The 21,494-nt window shown below is 66.3% G+C and carries 21 protein-coding genes; 3 read left to right on the forward strand and 18 right to left on the reverse strand.

The window, feature by feature from the left end:
- Positions 1-40: 40 nt before the first annotated feature.
- Positions 41-1,327 (forward strand): D-amino acid dehydrogenase, encoded by a 1,287-nt coding sequence (locus BCR55_RS02825; protein WP_006406234.1) that lies wholly within the window; start codon positions 41-43, stop codon positions 1,325-1,327.
- Between the two features lie 203 nt (positions 1,328-1,530).
- Here BCR55_RS02825 and BCR55_RS02830 read toward each other — a convergent pair whose 3' ends face one another.
- The 5 genes from BCR55_RS02830 to BCR55_RS02850 all read right to left on the reverse strand — a co-directional run bounded on the left by BCR55_RS02830 (position 1,531) and on the right by BCR55_RS02850 (position 5,963).
- Entirely contained in the window at positions 1,531-2,466 is a 936-nt protein-coding gene (locus BCR55_RS02830; RefSeq protein ID WP_006400708.1) for an electron transfer flavoprotein subunit alpha/FixB family protein, read from the reverse strand.
- Between the two features lie 15 nt (positions 2,467-2,481).
- A complete protein-coding gene (locus BCR55_RS02835) occupies positions 2,482-3,231 on the reverse strand; it encodes an electron transfer flavoprotein subunit beta/FixA family protein (RefSeq protein WP_012213833.1) in 750 nt (249 codons plus the stop codon).
- 228 nt (positions 3,232-3,459) lie between these two features.
- Positions 3,460-4,257: a MetQ/NlpA family ABC transporter substrate-binding protein gene (locus tag BCR55_RS02840; protein ID WP_059940811.1), complete on the reverse strand. Its 798-nt coding sequence runs from the start codon at positions 4,255-4,257 to the stop codon at positions 3,460-3,462.
- A 28-nt stretch (positions 4,258-4,285) separates the two neighbouring features.
- Positions 4,286-4,939 carry a methionine ABC transporter permease gene (locus tag BCR55_RS02845; protein WP_006400712.1) on the reverse strand — a complete coding sequence of 218 codons (654 nt, stop codon included), beginning with the start codon at positions 4,937-4,939 and terminating at the stop codon, positions 4,286-4,288.
- Positions 4,929-5,963 carry a methionine ABC transporter ATP-binding protein gene (locus tag BCR55_RS02850; protein WP_006414351.1) on the reverse strand — a complete coding sequence of 345 codons (1,035 nt, stop codon included), beginning with the start codon at positions 5,961-5,963 and terminating at the stop codon, positions 4,929-4,931. Before BCR55_RS02850 ends, BCR55_RS02845 begins: the two co-directional genes overlap by 11 nt.
- A 217-nt stretch (positions 5,964-6,180) precedes the next feature.
- Between BCR55_RS02850 and BCR55_RS02855 the strand changes: the two genes are divergently transcribed.
- Positions 6,181-7,089, forward strand: coding sequence for an alpha/beta hydrolase (locus tag BCR55_RS02855; RefSeq protein ID WP_065494151.1), 909 nt, complete (start codon positions 6,181-6,183; stop codon positions 7,087-7,089).
- 15 nt (positions 7,090-7,104) lie between these two features.
- On the opposite strand, the gene BCR55_RS02860 is transcribed toward BCR55_RS02855, so the two are convergent.
- Positions 7,105-8,028, reverse strand: a complete 924-nt coding sequence (locus BCR55_RS02860) for a histone deacetylase family protein (protein ID WP_006400715.1) — start codon at positions 8,026-8,028, stop codon at positions 7,105-7,107.
- Positions 8,029-8,071: 43 nt separating this feature from the next.
- On the opposite strand from BCR55_RS02860, the gene mltB reads away from it, so the two are divergent.
- The gene (gene mltB, locus BCR55_RS02865) at positions 8,072-9,415 is read left to right on the forward strand and encodes a lytic murein transglycosylase B (protein ID WP_083211761.1); all 1,344 of its coding nucleotides are present in this window, start codon (positions 8,072-8,074) and stop codon (positions 9,413-9,415) included.
- An 81-nt stretch (positions 9,416-9,496) separates the two neighbouring features.
- Here mltB and cysM read toward each other — a convergent pair whose 3' ends face one another.
- From cysM to BCR55_RS02925, 12 genes are all read right to left on the reverse strand, one after another.
- The gene (gene cysM, locus BCR55_RS02870) at positions 9,497-10,399 is read right to left on the reverse strand and encodes a cysteine synthase CysM (RefSeq protein ID WP_006400717.1); all 903 of its coding nucleotides are present in this window, start codon (positions 10,397-10,399) and stop codon (positions 9,497-9,499) included.
- 208 nt (positions 10,400-10,607) lie between these two features.
- Positions 10,608-10,964, reverse strand: coding sequence for a helix-hairpin-helix domain-containing protein (locus BCR55_RS02875; RefSeq protein WP_065494153.1), 357 nt, complete (start codon positions 10,962-10,964; stop codon positions 10,608-10,610).
- 75 nt (positions 10,965-11,039) lie between these two features.
- Positions 11,040-12,032 carry an ADP-glyceromanno-heptose 6-epimerase gene (gene rfaD, locus BCR55_RS02880; protein ID WP_006400719.1) on the reverse strand — a complete coding sequence of 331 codons (993 nt, stop codon included), beginning with the start codon at positions 12,030-12,032 and terminating at the stop codon, positions 11,040-11,042.
- 48 nt (positions 12,033-12,080) lie between these two features.
- The gene (gene rfaE1, locus BCR55_RS02885; RefSeq protein ID WP_006400720.1) at positions 12,081-13,031 is read right to left on the reverse strand and encodes a D-glycero-beta-D-manno-heptose-7-phosphate kinase; all 951 of its coding nucleotides are present in this window, start codon (positions 13,029-13,031) and stop codon (positions 12,081-12,083) included.
- 7 nt (positions 13,032-13,038) lie between these two features.
- On the reverse strand, positions 13,039-14,439 hold the full coding sequence (locus tag BCR55_RS02890; protein WP_012213840.1) for a UDP-glucose/GDP-mannose dehydrogenase family protein: 1,401 nt from the start codon (positions 14,437-14,439) through the stop codon (positions 13,039-13,041).
- A gap of 90 nt (positions 14,440-14,529) precedes the next feature.
- Entirely contained in the window at positions 14,530-15,702 is a 1,173-nt protein-coding gene (gene lapB / locus BCR55_RS02895) for a lipopolysaccharide assembly protein LapB (protein WP_006400722.1), read from the reverse strand.
- 54 nt (positions 15,703-15,756) lie between these two features.
- Positions 15,757-16,050, reverse strand: a complete 294-nt coding sequence (locus BCR55_RS02900) for a lipopolysaccharide assembly protein LapA domain-containing protein (protein ID WP_006406241.1) — start codon at positions 16,048-16,050, stop codon at positions 15,757-15,759.
- A gap of 212 nt (positions 16,051-16,262) precedes the next feature.
- Positions 16,263-16,586: an integration host factor subunit beta gene (locus BCR55_RS02905; RefSeq protein ID WP_006400726.1), complete on the reverse strand. Its 324-nt coding sequence runs from the start codon at positions 16,584-16,586 to the stop codon at positions 16,263-16,265.
- A gap of 22 nt (positions 16,587-16,608) precedes the next feature.
- A complete protein-coding gene (rpsA, locus tag BCR55_RS02910) occupies positions 16,609-18,321 on the reverse strand; it encodes a 30S ribosomal protein S1 (protein WP_006400727.1) in 1,713 nt (570 codons plus the stop codon).
- 141 nt (positions 18,322-18,462) lie between these two features.
- Positions 18,463-19,149, reverse strand: coding sequence for a (d)CMP kinase (gene cmk / locus BCR55_RS02915; protein WP_006406242.1), 687 nt, complete (start codon positions 19,147-19,149; stop codon positions 18,463-18,465).
- A gap of 12 nt (positions 19,150-19,161) precedes the next feature.
- Positions 19,162-20,466 (reverse strand): 3-phosphoshikimate 1-carboxyvinyltransferase, encoded by a 1,305-nt coding sequence (gene aroA / locus BCR55_RS02920; protein WP_006413202.1) that lies wholly within the window; start codon positions 20,464-20,466, stop codon positions 19,162-19,164.
- A 13-nt stretch (positions 20,467-20,479) separates the two neighbouring features.
- Complete coding sequence (locus BCR55_RS02925; protein ID WP_065494154.1) at positions 20,480-21,406, reverse strand: prephenate dehydrogenase/arogenate dehydrogenase family protein; 927 nt, start codon at positions 21,404-21,406, stop codon at positions 20,480-20,482.
- Between the last annotated feature and the right edge of the window lie 88 nt (positions 21,407-21,494).

Here is a 21,494-nt window from a genome sequence, read left to right on the forward strand (position 1 = left end):
GCGCCCGGCCTCGAGCTGATTTCTTCGATGTGGAGCAGCTATGCGAGTCGTCATTCTGGGCAGCGGTGTGGTGGGCGTGGCAAGCGCGTATTACCTCGCGCGCGCCGGTCATGAGGTCACGGTGATCGACCGGGAAGCCGGCCCGGCGCTCGAGACGAGCTTCGCGAATGCCGGCCAGATCTCGCCCGGCTATGCGGCGCCGTGGGCCGCGCCCGGCGTGCCGCTGAAGGCCGTCAAGTGGATGTTCGAAAAGCATGCGCCGCTCGCGATCCGGCTCGACGGCACGCGCTTCCAGCTCCAGTGGATGTGGCAGATGCTGCGCAACTGCACGGCCGAGCGCTATGCGGTCAACAAGAGCCGTATGGTGCGCCTTGCCGAGTACAGCCGCGACTGCCTGCAGGCGCTGCGCGCCGACACCGGCATCCAGTACGAGGGCCGCACGGGCGGCACGCTGCAGCTGTTCCGCACGCAGCAGCAACTCGATGGCGCGGCGAAGGACATCGCGGTGCTGCGGGAAGCGAACGTGCCGTTCGAACTGCTCTCGCCGGCCGAGCTGAAGAACGCGGAACCGGCGCTCGCGGCCGTCTCGCACAAGCTCACCGGCGGCCTGCGTCTGCCGGGTGACGAAACGGGCGACTGCCAGCTGTTCACGACGCGCCTCGCGGCGCTGGCCGAATCGCTCGGCGTGAAATTCCGCTACAACACGCCGATCGACGGGCTCGCGATCGCGGGCGGCAAGATCGCGGGCGTGCAGTGCGGCAGCGAGACGGTGCGCGCCGACGCGTACGTGGTCGCGCTCGGCTCGTACTCGACGAATTTCGTCGCGAACCTGATGAAGATCCCGGTCTATCCGCTGAAGGGCTATTCGATCACTGCGCCGATCGTCGATGAAGCGGCCGCGCCGGTGTCGACGGTGCTCGACGAAACCTACAAGATCGCGATCACGCGTTTCGACCAGCGCATCCGCGTCGGCGGGATGGCGGAAATCGTCGGCTTCGACAAGACGCTGCGCGCGGCACGCCGCGAGACGCTCGAAATGTGCGTGAACGATCTGTTCCCGGGCGGCGGCGACACGTCGAAGGCCACGTTCTGGACGGGCCTGCGCCCGATGACGCCGGACGGCACGCCGATCGTCGGCCGCACGCCGGTGTCGAACCTGTTCCTGAACACGGGCCACGGCACGCTCGGCTGGACGATGTCGTGCGGCTCCGGCCAGCTGCTCGCCGATCTGATTTCCGGCAAGAAGCCGGCGATCCAGGCGGACGATCTGTCGGTACATCGCTACCTGAAGGAAGTCGCAGGCCAGACGCGCCCGGCTTACGCATAAGCGGCGACGGCCGCGCGAGCGGCCGGCCGTGCGACGAGAAAGCGCCCCTGCGGGCGCTTTTTTGTTGACGGGACGAGACGCACGGCGCGACGGACATTCGCGCCTCCGTCCCGCCGCTTTCCGCCGAAACGAAAAAGGGGCGCTCGTCGCGCCCCTCGTTTCGCTGCTTGACGCTGCTTATCGCCGCGTCGCGTCACGCCGCATCAGCCAAGCTCGCTGACGAGCTCCGGCACGAGCGTGAACAGATCGCCGACAAGACCGTAGTCGGCCACGCTGAAGATCGGTGCCTCGGGATCCTTGTTGATCGCGACGATCACCTTCGAATCCTTCATGCCGGCCAAATGCTGGATCGCGCCCGAGATGCCGACCGCGATGTACAGCTGCGGCGCGACGATCTTGCCGGTCTGGCCGACCTGATAATCGTTCGGCACGTAGCCGGCATCGACTGCCGCGCGCGACGCGCCGAGTGCGGCCGACAGCTTGTCAGCCAGCGGCTCCAGCACCTTCGTGTAGTTCTCGCCGCTGCCCAGGCCACGACCGCCCGACACGATGATGCTCGCGCTGGTCAGCTCCGGACGGTCCAGCTTCGTCACTTCACGGCTGACGAACTGCGACACGCCTGCATCGGCCGCCGCTTCGATCTTCTCGACCGATGCGCTGCCGCCTTCGGCCGCGACCGGATCGAAACCCGTCGCCCGCACCGTGATCACCTTGATCGGGTCGCTCGACTGCACCGTCGCAATCGCGTTGCCGGCGTAGATCGGGCGCTCGAACGTGTCGGCCGAATCGACCGCCGTGATGTCCGAGATCTGCGCGACATCGAGCTTCGCGGCGATACGCGGTGCGATGTTCTTGCCGTACGCGGTCGCCGGCGCGAGGATGTGCGAATAGTCCTTCGCGATGTTCAGCGCCGTTGCTTCGACGTTTTCCGCGAGGCCCGCTTCGAGCTGCGGCGCGTCGGCCAGCAGTACCTTCGACACGCCGGCGATCTTCGCTGCCGCATCGGCTGCGCCCTGCGCGTTGTGACCTGCGACCAGCACGTGAATGTCGCCGCCGATCTTTGCCGCCGCCGCCACCGTGTTCAGCGTCGCGGCCTTGATCGACGCGTTGTCGTGTTCTGCAATTACCAGAATCGTCATTTCTTTCCGCTCCCTTTACAGCACCTTGGCTTCGGTCTTCAGCTTCTCGACCAGCGTCTTCACGTCCGGCACCTTCACGCCGGCCGCGCGCTTCGGCGGCTCGACCACCTTCAGCGTCTTCAGACGCGGCGCGACATCCACGCCGAGGTCTTCCGGCTTCACCGTTTCCAGCGGCTTCTTCTTCGCCTTCATGATGTTCGGCAGCGTCACGTAGCGCGGCTCGTTCAGGCGCAGGTCGGTGGTAACCACCGCCGGCAGCGTCAGCGACAGCGTTTCCGCGCCGCCGTCGACTTCGCGTGCCACCGTCGCCTTGCCGTCGGCGATCGTCACCTTCGATGCGAACGTCGCTTGCGGCAGGCCTGCCAGCGCGGCGAGCATCTGGCCGGTCTGGTTCGAATCGTCGTCGATCGCCTGCTTGCCGAGGATCACGAGCTGCGGCTGCTCCTTGTCGACGAGCGCCTTCAGGATCTTCGCGACGGCCAGCGGCTCGACGCCGTCGTTCGACTCGACGAGGATCGCGCGATCCGCACCGATCGCGAGCGCCGTGCGCAGCGTTTCCTGCGCCTGCGCCACACCGACCGACACGGCGACCACTTCGGTCGCGACGCCCGCTTCCTTCAGGCGCACGGCTTCTTCAACGGCGATTTCGTCGAACGGGTTCATCGACATCTTCACGTTCGCGATGTCGACGCCCGTGTTGTCCGACTTCACGCGGACCTTCACGTTGTAATCGACCACTCTTTTCACTGGCACCAGGATTTTCATGCACACGCTCCAAAGTTACGAATACGACCAGAGGCCATTCTATAGCGAGGCCCCATGACTGCGCGGCCAACGGGCCAATCCATCGCGGCTGTCGAGGATAACGCTCCTCCGCGGCGCGCCGGCAATAGCGAACGGTCGTTCTATTTTAAAAGAGAAAAAACCCGGACGCAAAGCCCGGGTTTTCGATCAGCGACTCTAATCACCGTCGGGCACGCGAGACGCAATGCGTCACCAGGCGGCGATCACGGCGCCGCCGAACTTGCCGTCGATGAACTGCTTCACCTCCGGCGAATGATAGGCCGCGACCAGCTTCGCGACCCACGGCTTGTTCCGGTCCGCCTCGCGGATCGCGATGAGGTTCGCGTACGGGCCGTTCGGACCCTCGATCGCGATCGCATCCTGCTTCGGCTTCAGCCCCGCTTCCATCGCATAGTTCGTGTTGATCGCCGCCGCGTCGACGTCGCCGAGCGAACGCGGAATCTGCGCCGCGTCGAGCTCGACGATCTTCAGCTTGCGCGGATTGTCGACGATGTCGAGCGGCGTCGCCTTGAGCCCCGCATCCGCCCGCAGCTTCAGCACGCCCTGTTTCTGCAGCAACAGCAGCGCGCGGCCGCCGTTGGTCGGATCGTTCGGGATCGCGACGCGCGCGCCGGGCTTCAGTTCGGCCAGCGATTTCACGCGCTTCGAATAAATGCCCATCGGGAACGTGACGGTGTCCGCGACCTTGATCAGCTTGTAGCCGCGGTCCTTCACCTGCGCCTGCAGATACGGATCGTGCTGATAGCTGTTCGCGTCGAGATCGCCGGCCGCGAGCGCCGCGTTCGGCTGCACGTAGTCGGCGAATTCGACGATGCGCACGTCGAGTCCGCTCTTCGCCGCGACCTTCTTCACGACCTCCATGATCTGCGCGTGCGGGCCGCCCGTCACGCCTACCTTGATGGTCTCCGCCTGCGCGGCCTGCGCGCCCGCGAACAGCGCGGCTGCGCCGAGCGCCGCCGCGAACTTCAGCATGAAGCGTCGTTGCATCGTCTCCCCCGATGAGAATGAATGTCGCTTACTTGTGGCTCAGGCGCCGGACCAGCCAGTCGCCGAACGACTGCACGATCTGCACGAACACGATCAGGATCGCGACGACCGTCCACATCACTTCCGGCAGATAGCGCTGATAGCCATAGCGGATGCCCAGATCGCCGAGGCCGCCGCCGCCGATCGCACCTGCCATCGCCGAATAGCCGACCAGCGACACGAACGTGATCGTCAGCCCGGCGACGATGCCCGGCAGCGATTCCGGCAGCAAAACCTTGAAGACGATCTGCGACGTCGTCGCGCCCATCGACTGCGCAGCTTCGATCAGGCCGCGATCGACTTCGCGCAGCGCCGTCTCGACGAGTCGCGCGATGAACGGCGCGGCCGCGAGCGTCAGCGGCACGACCGCCGCGGCCGTGCCGATCGACGAGCCCGTGACGAGCCGCGTAAACGGAATCACCGCCACGAGCAGAATGATGAACGGCGTCGAGCGCACCGCGTTGACGACACCGCCGAGCACGCGATTGACCGCGAGGTTCTGCAGCACGCCCTGCCGGTCGGTCAGATAGAGCAGCACGCCGAGCGGCAGCCCGACGAGCGCGCCGACCGCCCCGGAGATGCCGACCATGATCAGCGTCTCCCAGAACGACTGCACGAACATATCGAACATCTCACTCAACATACGAAAGCTCCTCGACCACCACACCTTGCTCGCGCAGGAACGCGAGCGCCTGTCCGACCTTGCCCGGCTCGCCGCCGGCCAGCACCGCGAGCGAACCGAACGCCTGCCCCTGGATCTCGTCGATCTGGCCGTGCAGGATATTGAAATCGAGTTCGTAGCGGCGGATCGTCTCCGACAGGATCGGCTGGTCGACGCCGGACCCGGTGAACGCGAGGCGCAGCAGATGCCCGCTGCCCGTCTTCAGCCGCTCGGCGACGCGCGCCTTCAGCGCGGGCGGCAGCTCCTGCGCGATCACGTCGCCGATCAGCGCGCGCGTGACTTCGTGATGCGGCTGCAGGAACACGTCGATCACGCGCCCCTCTTCGACGACGCGACCCGCATCGAGCACCGCGACGCGATCGCAGACCTGCTTGATCACTTCCATCTGGTGCGTGATCAGCACGATCGTCAGCCCGAGCTCGCGGTTGATCCGTTTGAGCAGGTCGAGAATCGAGCGCGTCGTTTCCGGATCGAGCGCGGAAGTCGCTTCGTCGGACAGCAGCACCTTCGGCTTGCTCGCGAGCGCACGCGCGATTCCGACGCGCTGTTTCTGGCCGCCGCTGATCTGTGCCGGGTAGCGGTCCTTCTGCGCGGACAGCCCGACGAGCTCGAGCAGCGGCAGTACCGCGGCCTCGATTTCGGCGCGGCTTGCGCCCGCGAGCTCGAGCGGCAGCGCGACGTTGTCGAACACGGTGCGCGACGACAGCAGATTGAAGTGCTGGAAGATCATCCCGATCTGGCGACGCGCCTCGCGCAGTTCGCCCGCCGACAGCAGCGTCAGATCGCGGCCCGCGACCGTCACGTTGCCCTCGCTCGGCCGAGTGAGCAGGTTGATGGTGCGCACGAGCGTGCTCTTGCCGGCACCGCTTCGGCCGATGATGCCGAACACTTCGCCCTGCGGAATCGTCAGATTGACGTTGTGCAGCGCTTCGACCCAACCGTTCGGGCCCGGAAAACGCTGCGACAGATTGCGTAATTCGATCATGTAAACAAAACGGCGACCGGCTGGCGAGCAGGCCCGCCAGTCGGCCGCCGATGCATCTGGAATAGCCGGCGATTTTACCGCAAACGTCTCATTCCACTTAATAATCGATTTCGATCTTTTCATAACCGCACGATATTAGAGGAACGCCGCGAGCGCGCCGACGCGGCGGCGCGACTATGATCCCGACACGCCGACGAACCAACGGGAGACACGCGAGATGACGGTTACGACCATGCAGACCGAGGCGCCGGCCGACGCACGCACGGCGCCCGCGCCGCACATCGGGCGGCTGCGCACGGCGGACGGAGTCGAGCTCGCGTCGTACCGTTGGCCGGCCGACGCCCGCGCTGCGCCGCCGCGCGCGACGGTCGCGCTGCTGCACGGCCTTGCCGAACACGCGGGCCGTTACGCGCCGCTCGCAGCCCGTCTGAACGCGGCCGGCATCGACCTGCTCGCGATCGACCTGCGCGGCCACGGCCGCTCGCCCGGCAAGCGCGCCTGGGTCGCGCGCTTCGACGAATACCTCGACGACGCCGACGCGCTCGTGGACGAAGCCGCGCGCGCGCCGACGCCGCTGTTCCTGATGGGCCACAGCATGGGCGGTGCGATCGCCGCGCTGTACGCGATCGAGCGCGCGCCGGCGCGCGCATGCACGCTGGCCGGCCTCGTGCTGTCCAGCCCCGCGCTCGCGCCGGGCCGCGACGTGCCGCGCTGGATGCTCGCGCTTAGCCGCCTGATCAGTCGAGTCTGGCCGACCTTCCCGGCGATCCGGATCGACGCGGCGCTGCTGTCGCGCGACGCGGACGTGGTCGCCGCGAATCGCGCGGATCCGCTCGTGCATCACGGCCCCGTGCCGGCGCGCACGGGCGCGGAAATCCTCGACGCGATGGCGCGCATCGAGCGCGGCCGCAGCGCGCTGCGCGTTCCGGTGCTCGTCTACCACGGCACCGCGGACAAACTGACCGAACCGGACGGCAGCCGCACGTTCGGCGCGCGCGTCGGCTCGGCCGACCGCACGCTGACGCTATACGAAGGCGGATTTCACGAAACGATGAACGACATCGAGCGCGAGCGCGTGATCGATGCGCTGATCGGTTGGATAGATGCGCGCGTGCCGGCGCGCTGAGTGCGCGCCGGGCCGTCAGATGCCGGCGAGCACGCGCAGATGCGCGACGACGCTGCGGCCGAGCGCGGACAGGTTGTAGCCGCCCTCGAGACAGCTGACGATGCGGCCCTGCGCATGCCGGCGCGCAACGTCGACGATCTGTGCGGTGAGCCACTCGAAATCGGCTTCGACGAGACCGAGATTGCCGATGTCGTCCTCGCGATGCGCATCGAAGCCCGCCGATACGAACAGCATCTGCGGCTTGAACGCGTCGAGACGCGGCAGCCAGAACATGTCGACCGCCTCGCGGATCGCCATGCCGTTGCTGCGCGCGGGCATCGGCAGGTTCACCATGTTCGGCGCCTGATGATCGACGCCCGAGAACGGATACAGCGGATGCTGGAAGAAGCTGCACATCAGCACGCGCGGGTCGTTCGCGAATGCGGCCTCGGTGCCGTTGCCGTGATGCACGTCGAAATCGACGATCGCGACGCGCTCGAGGCCGTGCACGTCGAGCGCGTGCCGCGCCGCGACCGCGACGTTGTTGAAGAAGCAGAAGCCCATCGCGCGCGCCGGCTCGGCATGATGGCCCGGGGGACGCACGCTGCAGAACGCGTTCGCGTAGCGGCCTTCGATCACTGCGTCGGTCGCCGCGACCGCGGCGCCGGCCGCGCGCAGTGCGGCGCGCCACGTGTCGCGGTTCATCAGCGTATCGGGGTCGATCTCGACGTAGCCGTCGACGGGCGTCAACCCGCGCAGATAGTCGATGTGCGCCTGCGTATGCACGCGGCCGAGCGCGACTTCGCTCGCGAACGGCGCCGTTTCGTGCACGATCAGATCGTCGATGCGGCTCGCGATCAGCTGATCCTGGATCGCCGACAGCCGGGCCGGGCATTCCGGATGCCACTGCCCCATCTCGTGCAGCATGCAGTCGGGGTGCGTATAGAAGGCGGTTGCCATAACGTGTCATCTGCAGCGCTGGATGCGCCGCAGGTCTCCATCAATGATGTCCATCGTCTGCCGCGAATTCGCCGCTAACTTACCACATCGCACGCCCGCTTCGCGTCGGCGCGCGGGATGCGTCGGGTATACTGCGCCGAACACAATCGCCCTGTCCGAGCGCTTCGACATGAATTTCAGCAAGCCTGCCGCCCTTCTCTCCGCGCTGTTCCGCGCTCGCCTTCCGCTCGTCGTCGCTGCCGTCGCCGCATTGTGCGCGGCGCCCGCCGGCGCACAGACGGCGTCCGCGAAATCCAGCCTGCGCGTCGCGCAGGCGCAGCCGCAACAGCCGGTGCAGCCGGGCCAGACTTTCGAAGAAGAGATCGTTCCGCAGCGCTACGCGAACAATCCGAAGATCGATGCGTTCATCGACGACATGGCGAGCCGCAACGGTTTCGACGCCGCGAGCCTGCATGCGCTGTTCTCGCGCGTCAGCTACTCGGCGACGGCCGTCAAGCTCGTGCGGCCCGCACCGACGCCGACCGTGAAGAACTGGCGCGTCTATCGTTCGCGCTTCATCGAGCCGATCCGCATCAACGCGGGCGTGAAGTTCTGGAAGGCGAACCAGGCGACGTTGCAGCGCGCGTCGCAGGAGTTCGGCGTGCCGCCGGAAGTGATCGTCGGCATCATCGGCGTCGAAACGATCTACGGCCGCTACATGGGCAACTTCCGCGTGCTCGATGCGCTGACGACGCTGGCGTTCGACTATCCGGACACGCCGAACCGCGACAGCCGTCAGGCGACGTTCCGCAAGAACCTCGAGGATTTCCTCGTGTGGACGCGCGACAGCCAGCTCGACCCGACGACCGTGCTCGGTTCGTACACGGGCGCGATCGGCATTCCGCAGTTCCTGCCGAGCAGCATCCGCGAATATGCGGTCGACTACGACGGCACCGGTCGCGTCGATCTGCGCAGCAGCCCGGCCGATGCGATCGGCAGCGTTGCGAACTATCTGAAGCAGCACGGCTGGGAAACCGACCGTCCCGTGGTGTGGCAGATCACGCCCGATACGGGCAGCCTCGGCATCGCGCAGGCAGCCGCGGACGGTCAGCCCGAACCGCACTGGGCGCTGTCGCAACTGCTGCGCGCCGGCATGACGCTGAACGAGCCGACGGTCAACATCACGACGGAAGCCGGCACGCCCGTTACGGTCGTGGACTTGCCCTCGCCGGGCAGTGCGACCGAATACATGCTCGGCCTCAAGAACTTCTACGTGCTGACGCGTTACAACCGCAGCTTCTTCTATGCGCTCGCCGTGTATCAGCTCGGCGAAGCGGTGAAGGCGCAGATGGAAGCGAGCGGCGCACTGCCGCCGAGCGATGCGGACCCGCAGTCGACGTCGCAGTAATCCCGCCCGCCATCAACAAAAAACGCCGCTGCATGCGGCGTTTTTTGTTGTTGAAGCGCGGCCCGTGCGAGCCGCGCAGCGTCACGCCGGAAACACGCCGGTAGACAGATAGCGGTCGCCGCGATCGCAAATGATGAAGACGATCGTCGCGTTCTCGACCTGACGCGCGATGCGCATCGCGACTTCGCATGCGCCGCCCGACGAAATGCCGGCAAAAATGCCTTCGACCGATGCGAGCCGGCGCGCCATCGTTTCGGCTGCGGCCTGGCTCACGTTCTCGACGCGATCGACGCGGCTGCGCTCGAAAATCGTCGGCATATAGGCTTCCGGCCACTTGCGAATGCCCGGAATGCGCGAGCCGTCTTCCGGCTGCGCACCGACGATCTCGATCGCCGGATTCTGTTCCTTCAGATAGCGCGACGTGCCCATGATCGTGCCCGTCGTGCCCATCGCGGACACGAAGTGCGTGACGCGCCCTTCGGTGTCGCGCCAGATCTCCGGGCCGGTGCCTTCGTAGTGTGCGATCGGATTGTCGGGATTGCCGAATTGATCGAGGATCACGCCCTTGCCTTCGCGCTGCATCTGCTCCGCGAGATCGCGCGCCAGTTCCATCCCGCCCTTCACCGGCGTCAGGATGATCTCTGCGCCGTACGCGGCCATGCTCTGCCGACGCTCGACGGACAGATCCTCGGGCATGATCAGCACCATCTTGTAGCCGCGGATCGCGGCGGCCATCGCGAGCGCGATGCCGGTGTTGCCGCTCGTCGCTTCGATCAGCGTATCGCCCGGCTTGATGCGGCCGCGTGCCTCGGCCTTGCTGATCATCGACAGTGCCGGGCGATCCTTCACGGACCCGGCCGGATTGTTGCCCTCCAGCTTCGCGAGAATCACGTTGTTGCGCGCGCGAATCTCGTCGTCCGGCAGGCGGACCAGTTGCACGAGCGGCGTGTTGCCGATCGTGTCTTCGATAGTTTTGTAAGCCATGGAGATACCGTGAGTGCGAGGCCGATCAATCGGTCGATTGTAAACCACCGCCCGTCGCCGCGCCCGCAACCCACATTGCAACGATGGAATACGCGACGTGCCGCGCAACGTGCGCCCGTCAGCGCATCCACGCAAAAAACCCGCGGCATGCCGCGGGAAGCCGTCGCAACGACGGCGACTGAAGGAGCCTGTCGTTTCGTCCGGCGCGTTACTTCTGTGCCGTGCGCGTGGGTGCGCCTGCGGGTTTTGCGGCGGCGGGCGATGCGGCCTTGCCGGCCGCAGGCGAACCAGCCGCGCTTGGGCCGGCCGCACCAACGGTCAATCCCTCCTTCTGGAGGCGCTCGACCGTGTGCCCGCCCATCCCTTTCACGCGCGACGCGAGATCGGCGGCATCCTTGAACGGACCGCGCGCGCCGCGCTCGTCGAGAATCGCCTTCGCGCGCGCAGGACCGATGCCCTTGATTCCCATCAGCGCGTCTTCGTTCGCGCTATTGACGTCGACGGCAGCCCACGCGGAAGCGAATACGCCGAACAGCGCCGCCGCTGCAAACCACTTTCTGATCATGTCCTGGATCTCCCGATGAAAAACGGCCGGCGGCTGCCGACCGTGAGACCCAGTCTAGCGATGCAACGCTCGCGCTTAAACCTGGCCGGACAGCCAACGAACGTAGCGGTCGACGCCTTCCTGCACGGTCAGGAACGGCGCATCGTAGCCGGCCGCACGCAGCTTCGTCTGGTCGGCCTGCGTGAAGCACTGGTACTTGCCGCGCAGCGCGTCCGGGAACGGCACGTATTCGATCAGCCCCTGCTCGACCTGCTGCGCAAGCGTCAGCGGCGGCAGATTGTCGAGTGCGCGCAGCGTGTTCACGACCGTCGATGCGATGTCGTTGAACGGTTGCGCGCGGCCGGTGCCGAGGTTGAAGATGCCCGATTTCTCCGGATGATCGAAGAAGAACAGGTTCACCTTCGCGACGTCCTCGACCGACACGAAATCGCGCGTCTGCTCGCCCGCCGCATAGCCGTTGTACTCGCCGAACAGCTTCACCTTGCCTTCCGCGCGGAACTGGTTGAAGTTGTGGAACGCGACCGACGCCATGCGGCCCTTGTGCGTTTCGCGCGGGCCGTACACGTTGAAATAGCGGAAGCCGGCGATCTGGCTCTTCGCATTCGGCAGCACGCGGCGCACGACCTGGTCGAACAGGAACTTCGAATAGCCGTACACGTTCAGCGGCGCCTCGACGCTGCGCTCTTCGACGAATCGCGTGGAGCCGCCGTAGATCGCCGCCGATGACGCATACAGGAACTGCGCGCCCTGCGCGAGGCACGCGTCGAGCACGGCGCGGCTGTAGCGGAAGTTGTTGTCCATCATGTAGCGGCCGTCGGTTTCCATCGTGTCCGAACAGGCGCCTTCGTGGAACACCGCACGCACCTTGCCGAAATCGCCGCGCGCGAAGCGCTCGACGAATTCGGTCTTGTCGAGATAGTCGTCGATCTCGCAATCGACGAGATTCTTGAACTTGTCCGCGCGCGTCAGGTTGTCGACCGCGATGATGCGCGTCTCGCCGCGCTCGTTGAGCGCCTTGACGATGTTCGCGCCGATAAAACCGGCCGCGCCGGTGACGATGAGAGTCATGATCGTCCTGCCTGGAAAAGGAAGCGGTTCGCGCGTGGCGCGACTCGCTTAGTGAAACAGTTCGTCGTAGTCGACCGTGGCGGTGCCGAGCTTGCCGACCACGATGCCGGCCGCGCGATTCGCGAGCACCACCGCATCGACGAGCGGCACGCCGGCGCCGAGCATGGTCGCGACCGTCGCGATCACCGTGTCGCCCGCGCCCGACACGTCGAACACCTCGCGTGCGAGCGCCGGCGCGTGCAACTCGCCGCTCGCGGAAAAGAGCGTCATCCCCTCTTCCGAACGCGTGAGCAGCAGCGCATCGATGTCGAGCTCCGCGCGCAGCTTCGCAACACGCGCGCGCAGATCGTCTTCCGATTTCCACTGACCGACGACCTCGCGCAACTCCGCGCGGTTCGGCGTGATCAGCGATGCGCCGCGATAACGCGCCCAGTCGTCGCCCTTCGGATCGACGAGTACCGGCTTGCCGGCCGCGCGCGCCTTCTCGATCATCGTCGTCACGTGCGTGAGACCGCCCTTTGCGTAGTCGGACATCAGCACGACGTCGTGCTGCGGCAGCAGCGTGTCGAAGCGCGCGAGGCCCGCGAGCAGCACTTCGTGCGTCGGCGTCGATTCGAAGTCCACACGCAGCAGCTGCTGCTGGCGTGCGAGCACGCGCAGCTTGATCGTCGTCGGCAGCGCCGGATCGCGCTCGAGATGCGGCGTCACGCCGCTATGGCCGAGCAGCTCGACGATCCGCTCGCCGGGCTCGTCGCAACCGACCACGCAGAGCAGGCCCGCCTGGCCGCCGAGCGTCACCGCGTTGCGCGCGACGTTCGCCGCGCCGCCGAGCCGCTCCTCGTGACGCTGCACGTGCACGACGGGCACCGGCGCCTCCGGCGAAATGCGGTCGACGTTGCCGAACCAATAGCGGTCGAGCATCACGTCGCCGACGACGAGCACGCGCGATCGAGCAATCTGGTCGCGCGGAACCGGAACGACTTCGCGAAGCGTGGTCATCGTGCGTTCATCCATGGGAGTGGGCCTGCGGGTCGAGATGGGGGCGCCCGATCGCGTAGTAATCGATGCCGAGCTCGGCCATTGCGTCGGGCTCGTACAGGTTGCGCCCGTCGAAAATCACCGGTGCCTTCAGTTCGGCCTTCAGGCGCGTGAAATCCGGACTCTTGAATTCCTTCCATTCGGTGACGATCACGAGCGCGTCCGCGCCGATGACCGCCGCGTCCTGCGTGTCGACGAAGTGCAGCCGCGCGAGCGCGTCCGAGCCTTCGCCGAGATCGAGCGCGAACACGCGCCGCGCCTCGTCGAGCGCGACCGGATCGTAGGCGCGCACGGTCGCGCCGCGCGCGAGCAGCGCCGCGATCAGACGGCGGCTCGGCGCCTCGCGCATGTCGTCGGTGTTCGGCTTGAACGCGAGCCCCCAGACGGCGAATTCGCGGCCGCTCAGATCCGCGCCGAAACGCCGCTCGATCTTGCCGATCAGCACGTCCTTCTGCGCATGGTTGGCCGCTTCGACCGCTTCGAGAATGCGCAGCGGCTGGCCGTTTTCACCGGCGGTGCGGATCAGCGCCTGCACGTCCTTCGGGAAGCATGAACCGCCATAGCCGACGCCCGCGTACAGGAAGTGATAGCCGATGCGCGGATCCGAACCGATGCCGCGGCGCACGGCCTCGATGTCGGCACCGACCTTGTCGGCGAGATTCGACATCTCGTTCATGAACGAGATGCGCGTCGCAAGCATCGCGTTCGCCGCGTATTTCGAGAATTCGGCGGAACGCACGTCCATGTAGATCGTGCGCTCGTGATTGCGGTTGAACGGCGCGTAGAGCTTCTTCATCTTCTCGCGCGCGACCGTGCCGGTCTCGTCGTCGTCGACGCCGATGATGATGCGGTCCGGACGCATGAAGTCGTCGACCGCCGCGCCTTCCTTCAGGAACTCGGGATTCGATACGACCGAGAAGCGATGCGCGACGCTGCCCGCGAGGCCGCGCGCGGCGAGCGCTTCCTCGACGACGCCGCGCACGCGCTGCGCGGTGCCGACGGGCACCGTCGACTTGTCGACGATCACCTTGAAGCCGGTCATGTGGCGGCCGATGTTGCGCGCGGCTTCGAGCACGTATTGCAGGTCGGCCGAGCCGTCTTCGTCGGGCGGCGTGCCGACCGCGATGAACTGGATCTCGCCGTGCGCGACGCTTGCCTCGATATCGGTCGAAAAACGCAGCCGTCCGGCCGAGCGGTTGCGCGCGATGATCTCGAGCAGCCCCGGTTCGTGGATCGGCACGCCGCCGTTGTTGAGGATCTCGATCTTGCGCGGATCGACGTCGAGACAGAAGACGTCGTGGCCGATCTCCGCGAGACACGCGCCCGTGACGAGGCCGACGTAGCCCGTGCCGATGATGGTGATTTTCATAGATGTTCCGGTGCTTCCCGGTAATAGACTAACTTGGCCGCCGGGCTTCGCCCGGCGACGACCGCGATGCGTCGGCGCCGTGTGCCGGGATCAGCCCGGCATCGCAGGTTCGACGCGGCGCGGCGCATAGGTTTCCCAGCCGCTGCAGCCCGGGCATTGCCAGTAGAAGAGCCGCGCCCGGAAACCGCAATTCTGGCACGTATACCGTGGCAGATTTTTGGTGCGCTGCTTGATCAGCGCACGCATCATTTCAAGTTCCTTACGCCGCGGCTCGTCGGCACCGGCGATCTGCGCATCGAGCAGATGCAGCATGCCGGACAGATTCGGCGACTTCTCCATCTGCGTGCGCGCGAGCGTATGCGCGGCGTCCTGCCCGCGCAAGCCCGCGATGTGCTGATACGCGATGTCGAGCAGGTCGTTCGACGGATAGCGGTCGACGTAGCCCATCAGCAGCTCCGCACCCTCGGCCGCCTTGCCGAGCGCGACGTACGCCTTCATCAGCTTGTCGGCGACGAGCGGCAGATAGGCGGGATTCTGCGCTTCGACGCGCTTCCAGTGCTCGATCGCCGCCGCGTGATCGCCGGCCGCGTCGGCCGCATCGCCGGACAGGATCGTCGCGCGCACGTTCTGCGGGTTCGCGGCGAGCGCGAGCCGCAGCTGTTCGGCCGCCGCCGCGCCGTTCTTGCGCTGCAGCGCATCCTGCGCGAGCTCGCAATGAAACTGCGCGATTTCGGTCCCGAGCGGCTTGTCGCTCATCGATTCGATGCGCTTCGCGGTATCGATCGACTTGTTCCAGTCCTTCTCGATCTCGTAGATCGTCAGCAGCGCGCGCTGCGCACCGAGCGCATAGTCGCCGTCGGCGAGCTTGTGAAACGCCTCTTCGGCGCGATCGAGCAGGCCGGCCTTCAGGAAGTCCTGACCGAGCTCGTACAGCGCGTGATCGCGCTCGTTGACGGGCAGGTCGGTCCGACTCAGCAGATTCTGGTGCACGCGAATCGCGCGATCCGTCTCGCCGCGGCGGCGGAACAGGTTGCCGAGCGCGAAGTGCAGCTCGACCGTTTCGGGATCGAGCTTCGCGACTTCGATGAACGCATCGATCGCCTTGTCCGGTTGTTCGTTCAGCAGAAAGTTCAGGCCGCGAAAATACGAGCGCGGCAGGTTCGCGCTCTCCGACAGCAGACTCTTCAGGTCATAGCGGGACGCCGCCCAGCCGAGCGCGAAAGCGACCGGAATCGCGAGCAACCACCAGAAATCCAGATCCATGCGAAATATCGAAGCAGAGACGAAAACCGCGCGAGACTCGCGCGGTGTCGGGGTTTAAATGACGGGCGGCATCGGCGGCTGATCGACGACGGCCGGCGTTTCCCGCGCCGCGCGCAGATCGCGCTTCAGGCGGCCGTTCTCGAGCCGCAGGCGAAACACCGCAGGCAACGCGGACAGCAGGCCGGCCAGCAGCCCGACGCCGAAGAACGCCAGCCCGATCAGGATCAGCGGCGCCTGCCACGCATAGCCGGCAAGGAAATTCAACGTCGCCGTCTGCGTATTGGCCAGTGCGAGCACCAGCAGCAGCACGAACACCAATACCCGAACCAGCCAGACGATAAACTTCATGAAGCCCTCTCTTTGTTGAGGTTTGCCGCGGCGCGCGACTCCCCTTCGCCGCGCCGAATCGACCCGTATTGTAAAGGAAGCGTTTCCGCGTCAGCGCAGATCGTGCGCGCCGGCTATTGCGCGACGGCGGCCGGAAACGAAAAAAGCGCCCACGAAGGGGCGCTTTTTTCTTCAGCCTTTGCCGGACGGGTTCCGGGCCGGCCGCACGACGCTCAACGCTCGTCGTCCGGCTCGTCTGCCTTCAGCGGCTCGCCCGCGCGACCGTCGACGCGTTCACGCAACTCCTTGCCGGGCTTGAAGTGCGGCACGAACTTCTCGGGCACCTGCACTTTCTCCCCCGACTTGGGGTTGCGTCCGACGCGCGCCGGACGACGGTTGAGGCCGAAGCTGCCGAAACCCCGAATTTCGATGCGATGCCCTTTCGACAAAGCGTCGGACATCGCATCGAGCATCGTCTTCACCGCGAAATCCGCATCCTTGAGGACAAGTTGCGGAAATCGCGATGCCAGCTGCGCGACCAACTCGGATTTGGTCATACTTCAGCAGACCTCGTGAGGCTTACTGGTTCTGGCCGTCGAGCTTCGCCTTCAGCAGCGCGCCGAGGTTGGTCGTACCGGTCGCGGCAGCGCTGGTGTCGGCTTGCAGGCCGCGGATCGCTTCCTGCTGCTCGGCCGAATCCTTCGCCTTGATCGACAGGTTGATGCCGCGCGACTTGCGATCGATGTTGATCACCATCGCGTTGACCTTGTCGCCTTCCTTCAGCACGTTGCGCGCATCTTCGACGCGATCCTGCGAGATTTCCGACGCACGCAGGTAGCCTTCGATGTCGCCCGTCAGCGCGATGACCGCACCCTTCGCGTCGACCGACTTCACGACGCCGTCGACGATCGAGCCCTTGTCGTTCATGGCAACGTAGTTGCTGAACGGGTCGCCTTCGAGCTGCTTGATGCCGAGCGAAATGCGCTCCTTCTCGACGTCGATGCCGAGCACGATCGCTTCGACTTCGTCGCCCTTCTTGTACTTGCGAACGGCCTCTTCGCCGGCTTCGCTCCACGACAGGTCCGACAGGTGGACCAGGCCGTCGATGCCGCCCGGCAGACCGATGAACACGCCGAAGTCGGTGATCGACTTGATTGCGCCCGTGATCTTGTCGCCCTTCTTGAAGTTGCGGCTGAAGTCATCCCACGGATTCGGCTTGCACTGCTTCATGCCGAGGCTGATACGACGACGGTCTTCGTCGATCTCGAGCACCATGACTTCGACTTCGTCGCCGAGCTGGACAACCTTCGACGGTGCGACGTTCTTGTTCGTCCAGTCCATTTCCGACACGTGGACCAGGCCTTCGATGCCCGACTCCACTTCGACGAATGCGCCGTAGTCGGTGATGTTCGTGACCTTGCCGAACAGACGCGTGCCCGACGGGTAACGGCGCGAGATGCCTTCCCACGGATCGTCGCCCAGTTGCTTGATGCCGAGCGACACGCGGTTCTTCTCTTGGTCGAACTTGAGGATCTTCGCGGTGACTTCCTGGCCGACCGACAGCACTTCGCTCGGGTGACGCACACGACGCCATGCGATGTCGGTGATGTGCAGCAGGCCGTCGATGCCGCCGAGGTCGACGAACGCACCGTAGTCGGTGATGTTCTTGACCACGCCGTTGACGATCGCGCCTTCCTTCAGCGTTTCGAGCAGCTTCGCGCGCTCTTCGCCTTGCGTCGCTTCGATCACGGCACGACGCGACAGCACGACGTTGTTACGCTTGCGATCGAGCTTGATCACGCGGAACTCGAGCGTCTTGCCTTCGTACGGCGTCGTGTCCTTGACCGGACGCGTGTCGACGAGCGAACCCGGCAGGAACGCGCGGATGCCGTTGACCATCACGGTCATGCCGCCCTTCACCTTGCCGGTGATCGTGCCGGTGACGAGTTCGTTGTTGTCGAGTGCCTTTTCCAGCGACAGCCACGATGCAAGGCGCTTCGCCTTGTCGCGCGACAGGATCGTGTCGCCGTAGCCGTTTTCGAGTGCGTCGATCGCGACGGACACGAAATCGCCCGCCTGCACCTCAACCTCGCCCTGATCGTTCAGGAATTCCTCGATCGGAATGTAAGCCTCGGACTTCAGGCCTGCATTGACGACCACGAAGTTGTGGTCGACGCGCACGACTTCGGCGGAGATCACTTCGCCGGCGCGCATGTCTTGGCGGGTCAGCGACTCTTCGAACAGAGCCGCAAAGGATTCGGTATTCGGGTTGGAGGTTTGCAGGTCGGACATAAAAATCGGTTTGTGCGTGGATCGCGGTGCCGCGCCAGCCGGAATGGCTGACTGAAAGGGCCAGAGCGAAAACCACACGGGGTTAAGGGTTCAACACACACTCCGCGCTTGCGCGCGGAGCACCTACTGCCGCCCGCCGGATCAGGCGGGCTGGCCGAGCGCCCGGTACCACTGCAGCACCTGGTCGACCGCTTCATCGACCGACAATGCCGACGTATCGAGCAGCTTGGCGTCTGCCGCGGGCTTCAGCGGCGCGGCCGCACGATTGCTGTCGCGCGCGTCGCGCTCGCGGAGATCCCGGAGCAAGTCATCAATATTAGCAGAAAAACCTTTTTGCATCAATTGCTTATGCCGTCTGGCCGCGCGTGCCTCCGCGCTGGCCGTCAGGAACACCTTCAGCATCGCGTCCGGAAAGATCACGGTGCCCATGTCGCGGCCGTCCGCGACGAGGCCCGGCGTCTTGCGGAACGCGCGCTGGCGCGCCACCAGTGCGGCGCGCACCGGCCCGTGCACCGCGATGGCCGACGCGCGGTTGCCGACCGCCTCGGCACGGATGTCGTTCGACACGTCGACACCGTCGAGCTGGGCACAGCCTTCGCGAAACGTGATGTGGAGATCGTCGATCAGTTTCACAAGGGCGTCGACGTCTTCGGCCGCGATGTCGTAGCGCATGCTCGCGAGCGCCGCGAGGCGATACAGCGCGCCGCTGTCGAGCAGGTGAAAGCCGAGATGCGCGGCGACCAGCGCCGCGACGGTGCCCTTGCCGGAAGCGGTCGGGCCGTCGATCGTGATGACGGGGGTCGGGTGAAAGGGTCGGGTGGATTTCATCAGGTCAGTCGGTCAGGCCTTCGCGAGCGCGGCGAAGCGGTCGAAATAGTCGGGGAACGTCTTGCCGACGCACTTCGGATCGTTGATCCGCACGGGCACGCCGCCGAGGCTGACGAGCGAGAAGCACATCGCCATCCGGTGATCGTCGTACGTGTCGATCGCGGCGTTCGGCGTGAGCGCCGCGGGCGGCGTGACGACGAGATAGTCGGCGCCCTCCTCGACGGTCGCGCCGACCTTGCGCAGTTCGGTCGCCATCGCGGCGATGCGGTCGGTTTCCTTCACGCGCCAGCTGGCGATGTTGCGCAGCGTGCTCGTGCCGTTCGCGAACAGCGCCGCGACCGCGATCGTCATCGCCGCGTCGGGAATCAGATTGAAGTCCATGTCGATCGGCTCGAGCTTGCCGTGGTCGTGACCGATGCCGCGCACCTCGATCCAGTCGTCGCCCATCGTCACGTTCGCGCCCATCTGCATCAGCGCGTTGGCGAAGCCCACGTCGCCCTGGATGCTCGCGCGTCCGACGCCCTCGACGCGCAGCGGGCCGCCGCCGAGCGCACCGGCCGCGAGGAAGTACGACGCCGACGAGGCATCGCCCTCCACCATGATTCGCCCCGGCGAGCGATAGCGCACGCCGGCCGGCACCGTGAAGCGCTGCCAACCCTCGCGCTCGACGTTCACGCCGAAGCGCGCCATCAGCCGGATCGTGATGTCGATGTACGGCTTCGAGATCAGTTCGCCGTCGATCTCGACGATGCTGCGGCCGTCCTTCGCCTTCACGAGCGGCAGCGTCATCAGCAGCGCGGTGAGGAACTGGCTCGACACGTCGCCGCGCACGCGGATCGGCGCGTCGACCGAGATCGTCGCGGGCCGGATCCGCAGCGGCGGAAAGCCTTCGTTCTGCTCGTAGTCGATCTGCGCGCCGATCTGACGCAGCCCGTCGACGAGATCGCCGATCGGCCGCTCGTGCATGCGCGGCACGCCGTGCACGCGATAGTCGCCGCCGTTGATCGCGAGCGCCGCCGTCAGCGGCCGCACGGCCGTGCCCGCATTGCCGAGGAACAGATCGGCCGTCTTCGCGGTAAACGCGCCGCGCGTGCCGGTGACGACGCACGTGTCGCCATCGCGCGCGAGCTTCACGCCGAGCTTGCCGAGCGCGTCGAGCATCACGCGCGTATCGTCGGAATCGAGCAGGTTCGTGATCGTCGTGTCGCCTTCGGCGAGCGCGGCGAGCAGCAGCACGCGGTTCGAGATGCTCTTCGAGCCGGGCAGGCGCACGGTGCCCGACGCACTGGAATACGGGCCGAGATCGAGATAGTCCATGGGAATCGTCCTGTTATTGCTTGTTCGCTTCGGCAGCGGGCTTGGCGCCGCGCTCCTGCCACGCACGGCGCGCCGCGCGCGAGCGCGTGAAGACCGCTTCGAGCGCGGCCCCGTCGCCGGCGTCGATCGCCGCGCGCAACCGCGCGAGCACGCGCGTGTAGCCGTCGAGCTCGTCGAGCAGCGCCGCGCGGTTCGCAATGCACACGTCGCGCCACATTTCGGGGCTCGACGCGGCGATTCGCGTGAAGTCGCGAAAGCCGCCGGCCGCATACGAGAATTTCAGTTCGGCGTCCGCTTCGCCGAGAATCTGCTCGACGAGCGCGAACGACAGTACATGCGGCAGATGGCTCACCGACGCGAACACGCGATCGTGCTGCGCCGTGCTCATCGTGCGCACGTCGGCGCCCGTCGCGCGCCACATCGCGTCGATGCGCGCGACCGTCGCGGGCGCGTTCTCGGGCAGCGGGCACAGCACGACGTTGCGGCCGACATAGAGATCCGGCAGCGCGGCCTCGACGCCGCTCGATTCGCGTCCGGCGATCGGATGGCCCGGCACGAACTGCGCGATCCGCTCGCCGAGCGCGTCGCGCGCGGCCGCGACGACGTCCGACTTCGTGCTGCCGGCGTCGGTGACGATCGTCGCGGCGTCGAGCCACGGCGCGATGCGGCCGAGCAGCGGGCCCGTCTGCGCAACCGGCGCGGCCAGCAACACGAGATCCGCGCCGGCGAGCGCGTCGCGCAACTGCGCGTCGTCGTCGAGCGCCGCCGCGCGATCGATCACGCCGAGCGCCAGCGCGCGTTCGACCGAGGCGCGCGAGCGACCGACGCCGACGATCTCGCCCGCGCCGCCCGGCGCACGTTCGCGCAGCGCGCGGGCCAGCGATCCGCCGATCAGGCCGACGCCGAAGATGACCAGTTTGTTGAATGCAAAGCCTGACACGACTAGAGCCAAGTTACGCGCACGGGCCGCAGCCGCGCACACGGAATTCCAGATCCCGGGCAACGGGCCCGCACCGCGCGATCGCTCG

Origin of the sequence: Burkholderia sp. CCA53, from assembly GCF_001685525.1 — a bacterium.
Taxonomy (GTDB): Bacteria; Pseudomonadota; Gammaproteobacteria; order Burkholderiales; family Burkholderiaceae; genus Burkholderia; species Burkholderia multivorans.

What these genes read in the sequence shown, in the direction of transcription:
- BCR55_RS02855 (WP_065494151.1), top strand. Translation starts at nt 6,181, where the DNA reads ATGACGGTTACGACCATGCAGACCGAGGCGCCGGCCGACGCACGCACG.
- BCR55_RS02830 (WP_006400708.1), bottom strand. Translation starts at nt 2,466, where the DNA reads ATGACGATTCTGGTAATTGCAGAACACGACAACGCGTCGATCAAGGCC.
- cysM (WP_006400717.1), bottom strand. Translation starts at nt 10,399, where the DNA reads ATGGCTTACAAAACTATCGAAGACACGATCGGCAACACGCCGCTCGTG.
- BCR55_RS02825 (WP_006406234.1), top strand. Translation starts at nt 41, where the DNA reads ATGCGAGTCGTCATTCTGGGCAGCGGTGTGGTGGGCGTGGCAAGCGCG.
- rpsA (WP_006400727.1), bottom strand. Translation starts at nt 18,321, where the DNA reads ATGTCCGACCTGCAAACCTCCAACCCGAATACCGAATCCTTTGCGGCT.
- BCR55_RS02890 (WP_012213840.1), bottom strand. Translation starts at nt 14,439, where the DNA reads ATGAAAATCACCATCATCGGCACGGGCTACGTCGGCCTCGTCACGGGC.
- rfaE1 (WP_006400720.1), bottom strand. Translation starts at nt 13,031, where the DNA reads ATGACCACGCTTCGCGAAGTCGTTCCGGTTCCGCGCGACCAGATTGCT.
- mltB (WP_083211761.1), top strand. Translation starts at nt 8,072, where the DNA reads ATGATGTCCATCGTCTGCCGCGAATTCGCCGCTAACTTACCACATCGC.
- rfaD (WP_006400719.1), bottom strand. Translation starts at nt 12,032, where the DNA reads ATGACTCTCATCGTCACCGGCGCGGCCGGTTTTATCGGCGCGAACATC.
- BCR55_RS02875 (WP_065494153.1), bottom strand. Translation starts at nt 10,964, where the DNA reads ATGATCAGAAAGTGGTTTGCAGCGGCGGCGCTGTTCGGCGTATTCGCT.
- BCR55_RS02835 (WP_012213833.1), bottom strand. Translation starts at nt 3,231, where the DNA reads ATGAAAATCCTGGTGCCAGTGAAAAGAGTGGTCGATTACAACGTGAAG.
- BCR55_RS02900 (WP_006406241.1), bottom strand. Translation starts at nt 16,050, where the DNA reads ATGAAGTTTATCGTCTGGCTGGTTCGGGTATTGGTGTTCGTGCTGCTG.
- cmk (WP_006406242.1), bottom strand. Translation starts at nt 19,149, where the DNA reads ATGAAATCCACCCGACCCTTTCACCCGACCCCCGTCATCACGATCGAC.
- BCR55_RS02840 (WP_059940811.1), bottom strand. Translation starts at nt 4,257, where the DNA reads ATGCAACGACGCTTCATGCTGAAGTTCGCGGCGGCGCTCGGCGCAGCC.
- BCR55_RS02860 (WP_006400715.1), bottom strand. Translation starts at nt 8,028, where the DNA reads ATGGCAACCGCCTTCTATACGCACCCCGACTGCATGCTGCACGAGATG.
- BCR55_RS02845 (WP_006400712.1), bottom strand. Translation starts at nt 4,939, where the DNA reads ATGTTGAGTGAGATGTTCGATATGTTCGTGCAGTCGTTCTGGGAGACG.
- lapB (WP_006400722.1), bottom strand. Translation starts at nt 15,702, where the DNA reads ATGGATCTGGATTTCTGGTGGTTGCTCGCGATTCCGGTCGCTTTCGCG.
- aroA (WP_006413202.1), bottom strand. Translation starts at nt 20,466, where the DNA reads ATGGACTATCTCGATCTCGGCCCGTATTCCAGTGCGTCGGGCACCGTG.
- BCR55_RS02905 (WP_006400726.1), bottom strand. Translation starts at nt 16,586, where the DNA reads ATGACCAAATCCGAGTTGGTCGCGCAGCTGGCATCGCGATTTCCGCAA.
- BCR55_RS02850 (WP_006414351.1), bottom strand. Translation starts at nt 5,963, where the DNA reads ATGATCGAATTACGCAATCTGTCGCAGCGTTTTCCGGGCCCGAACGGT.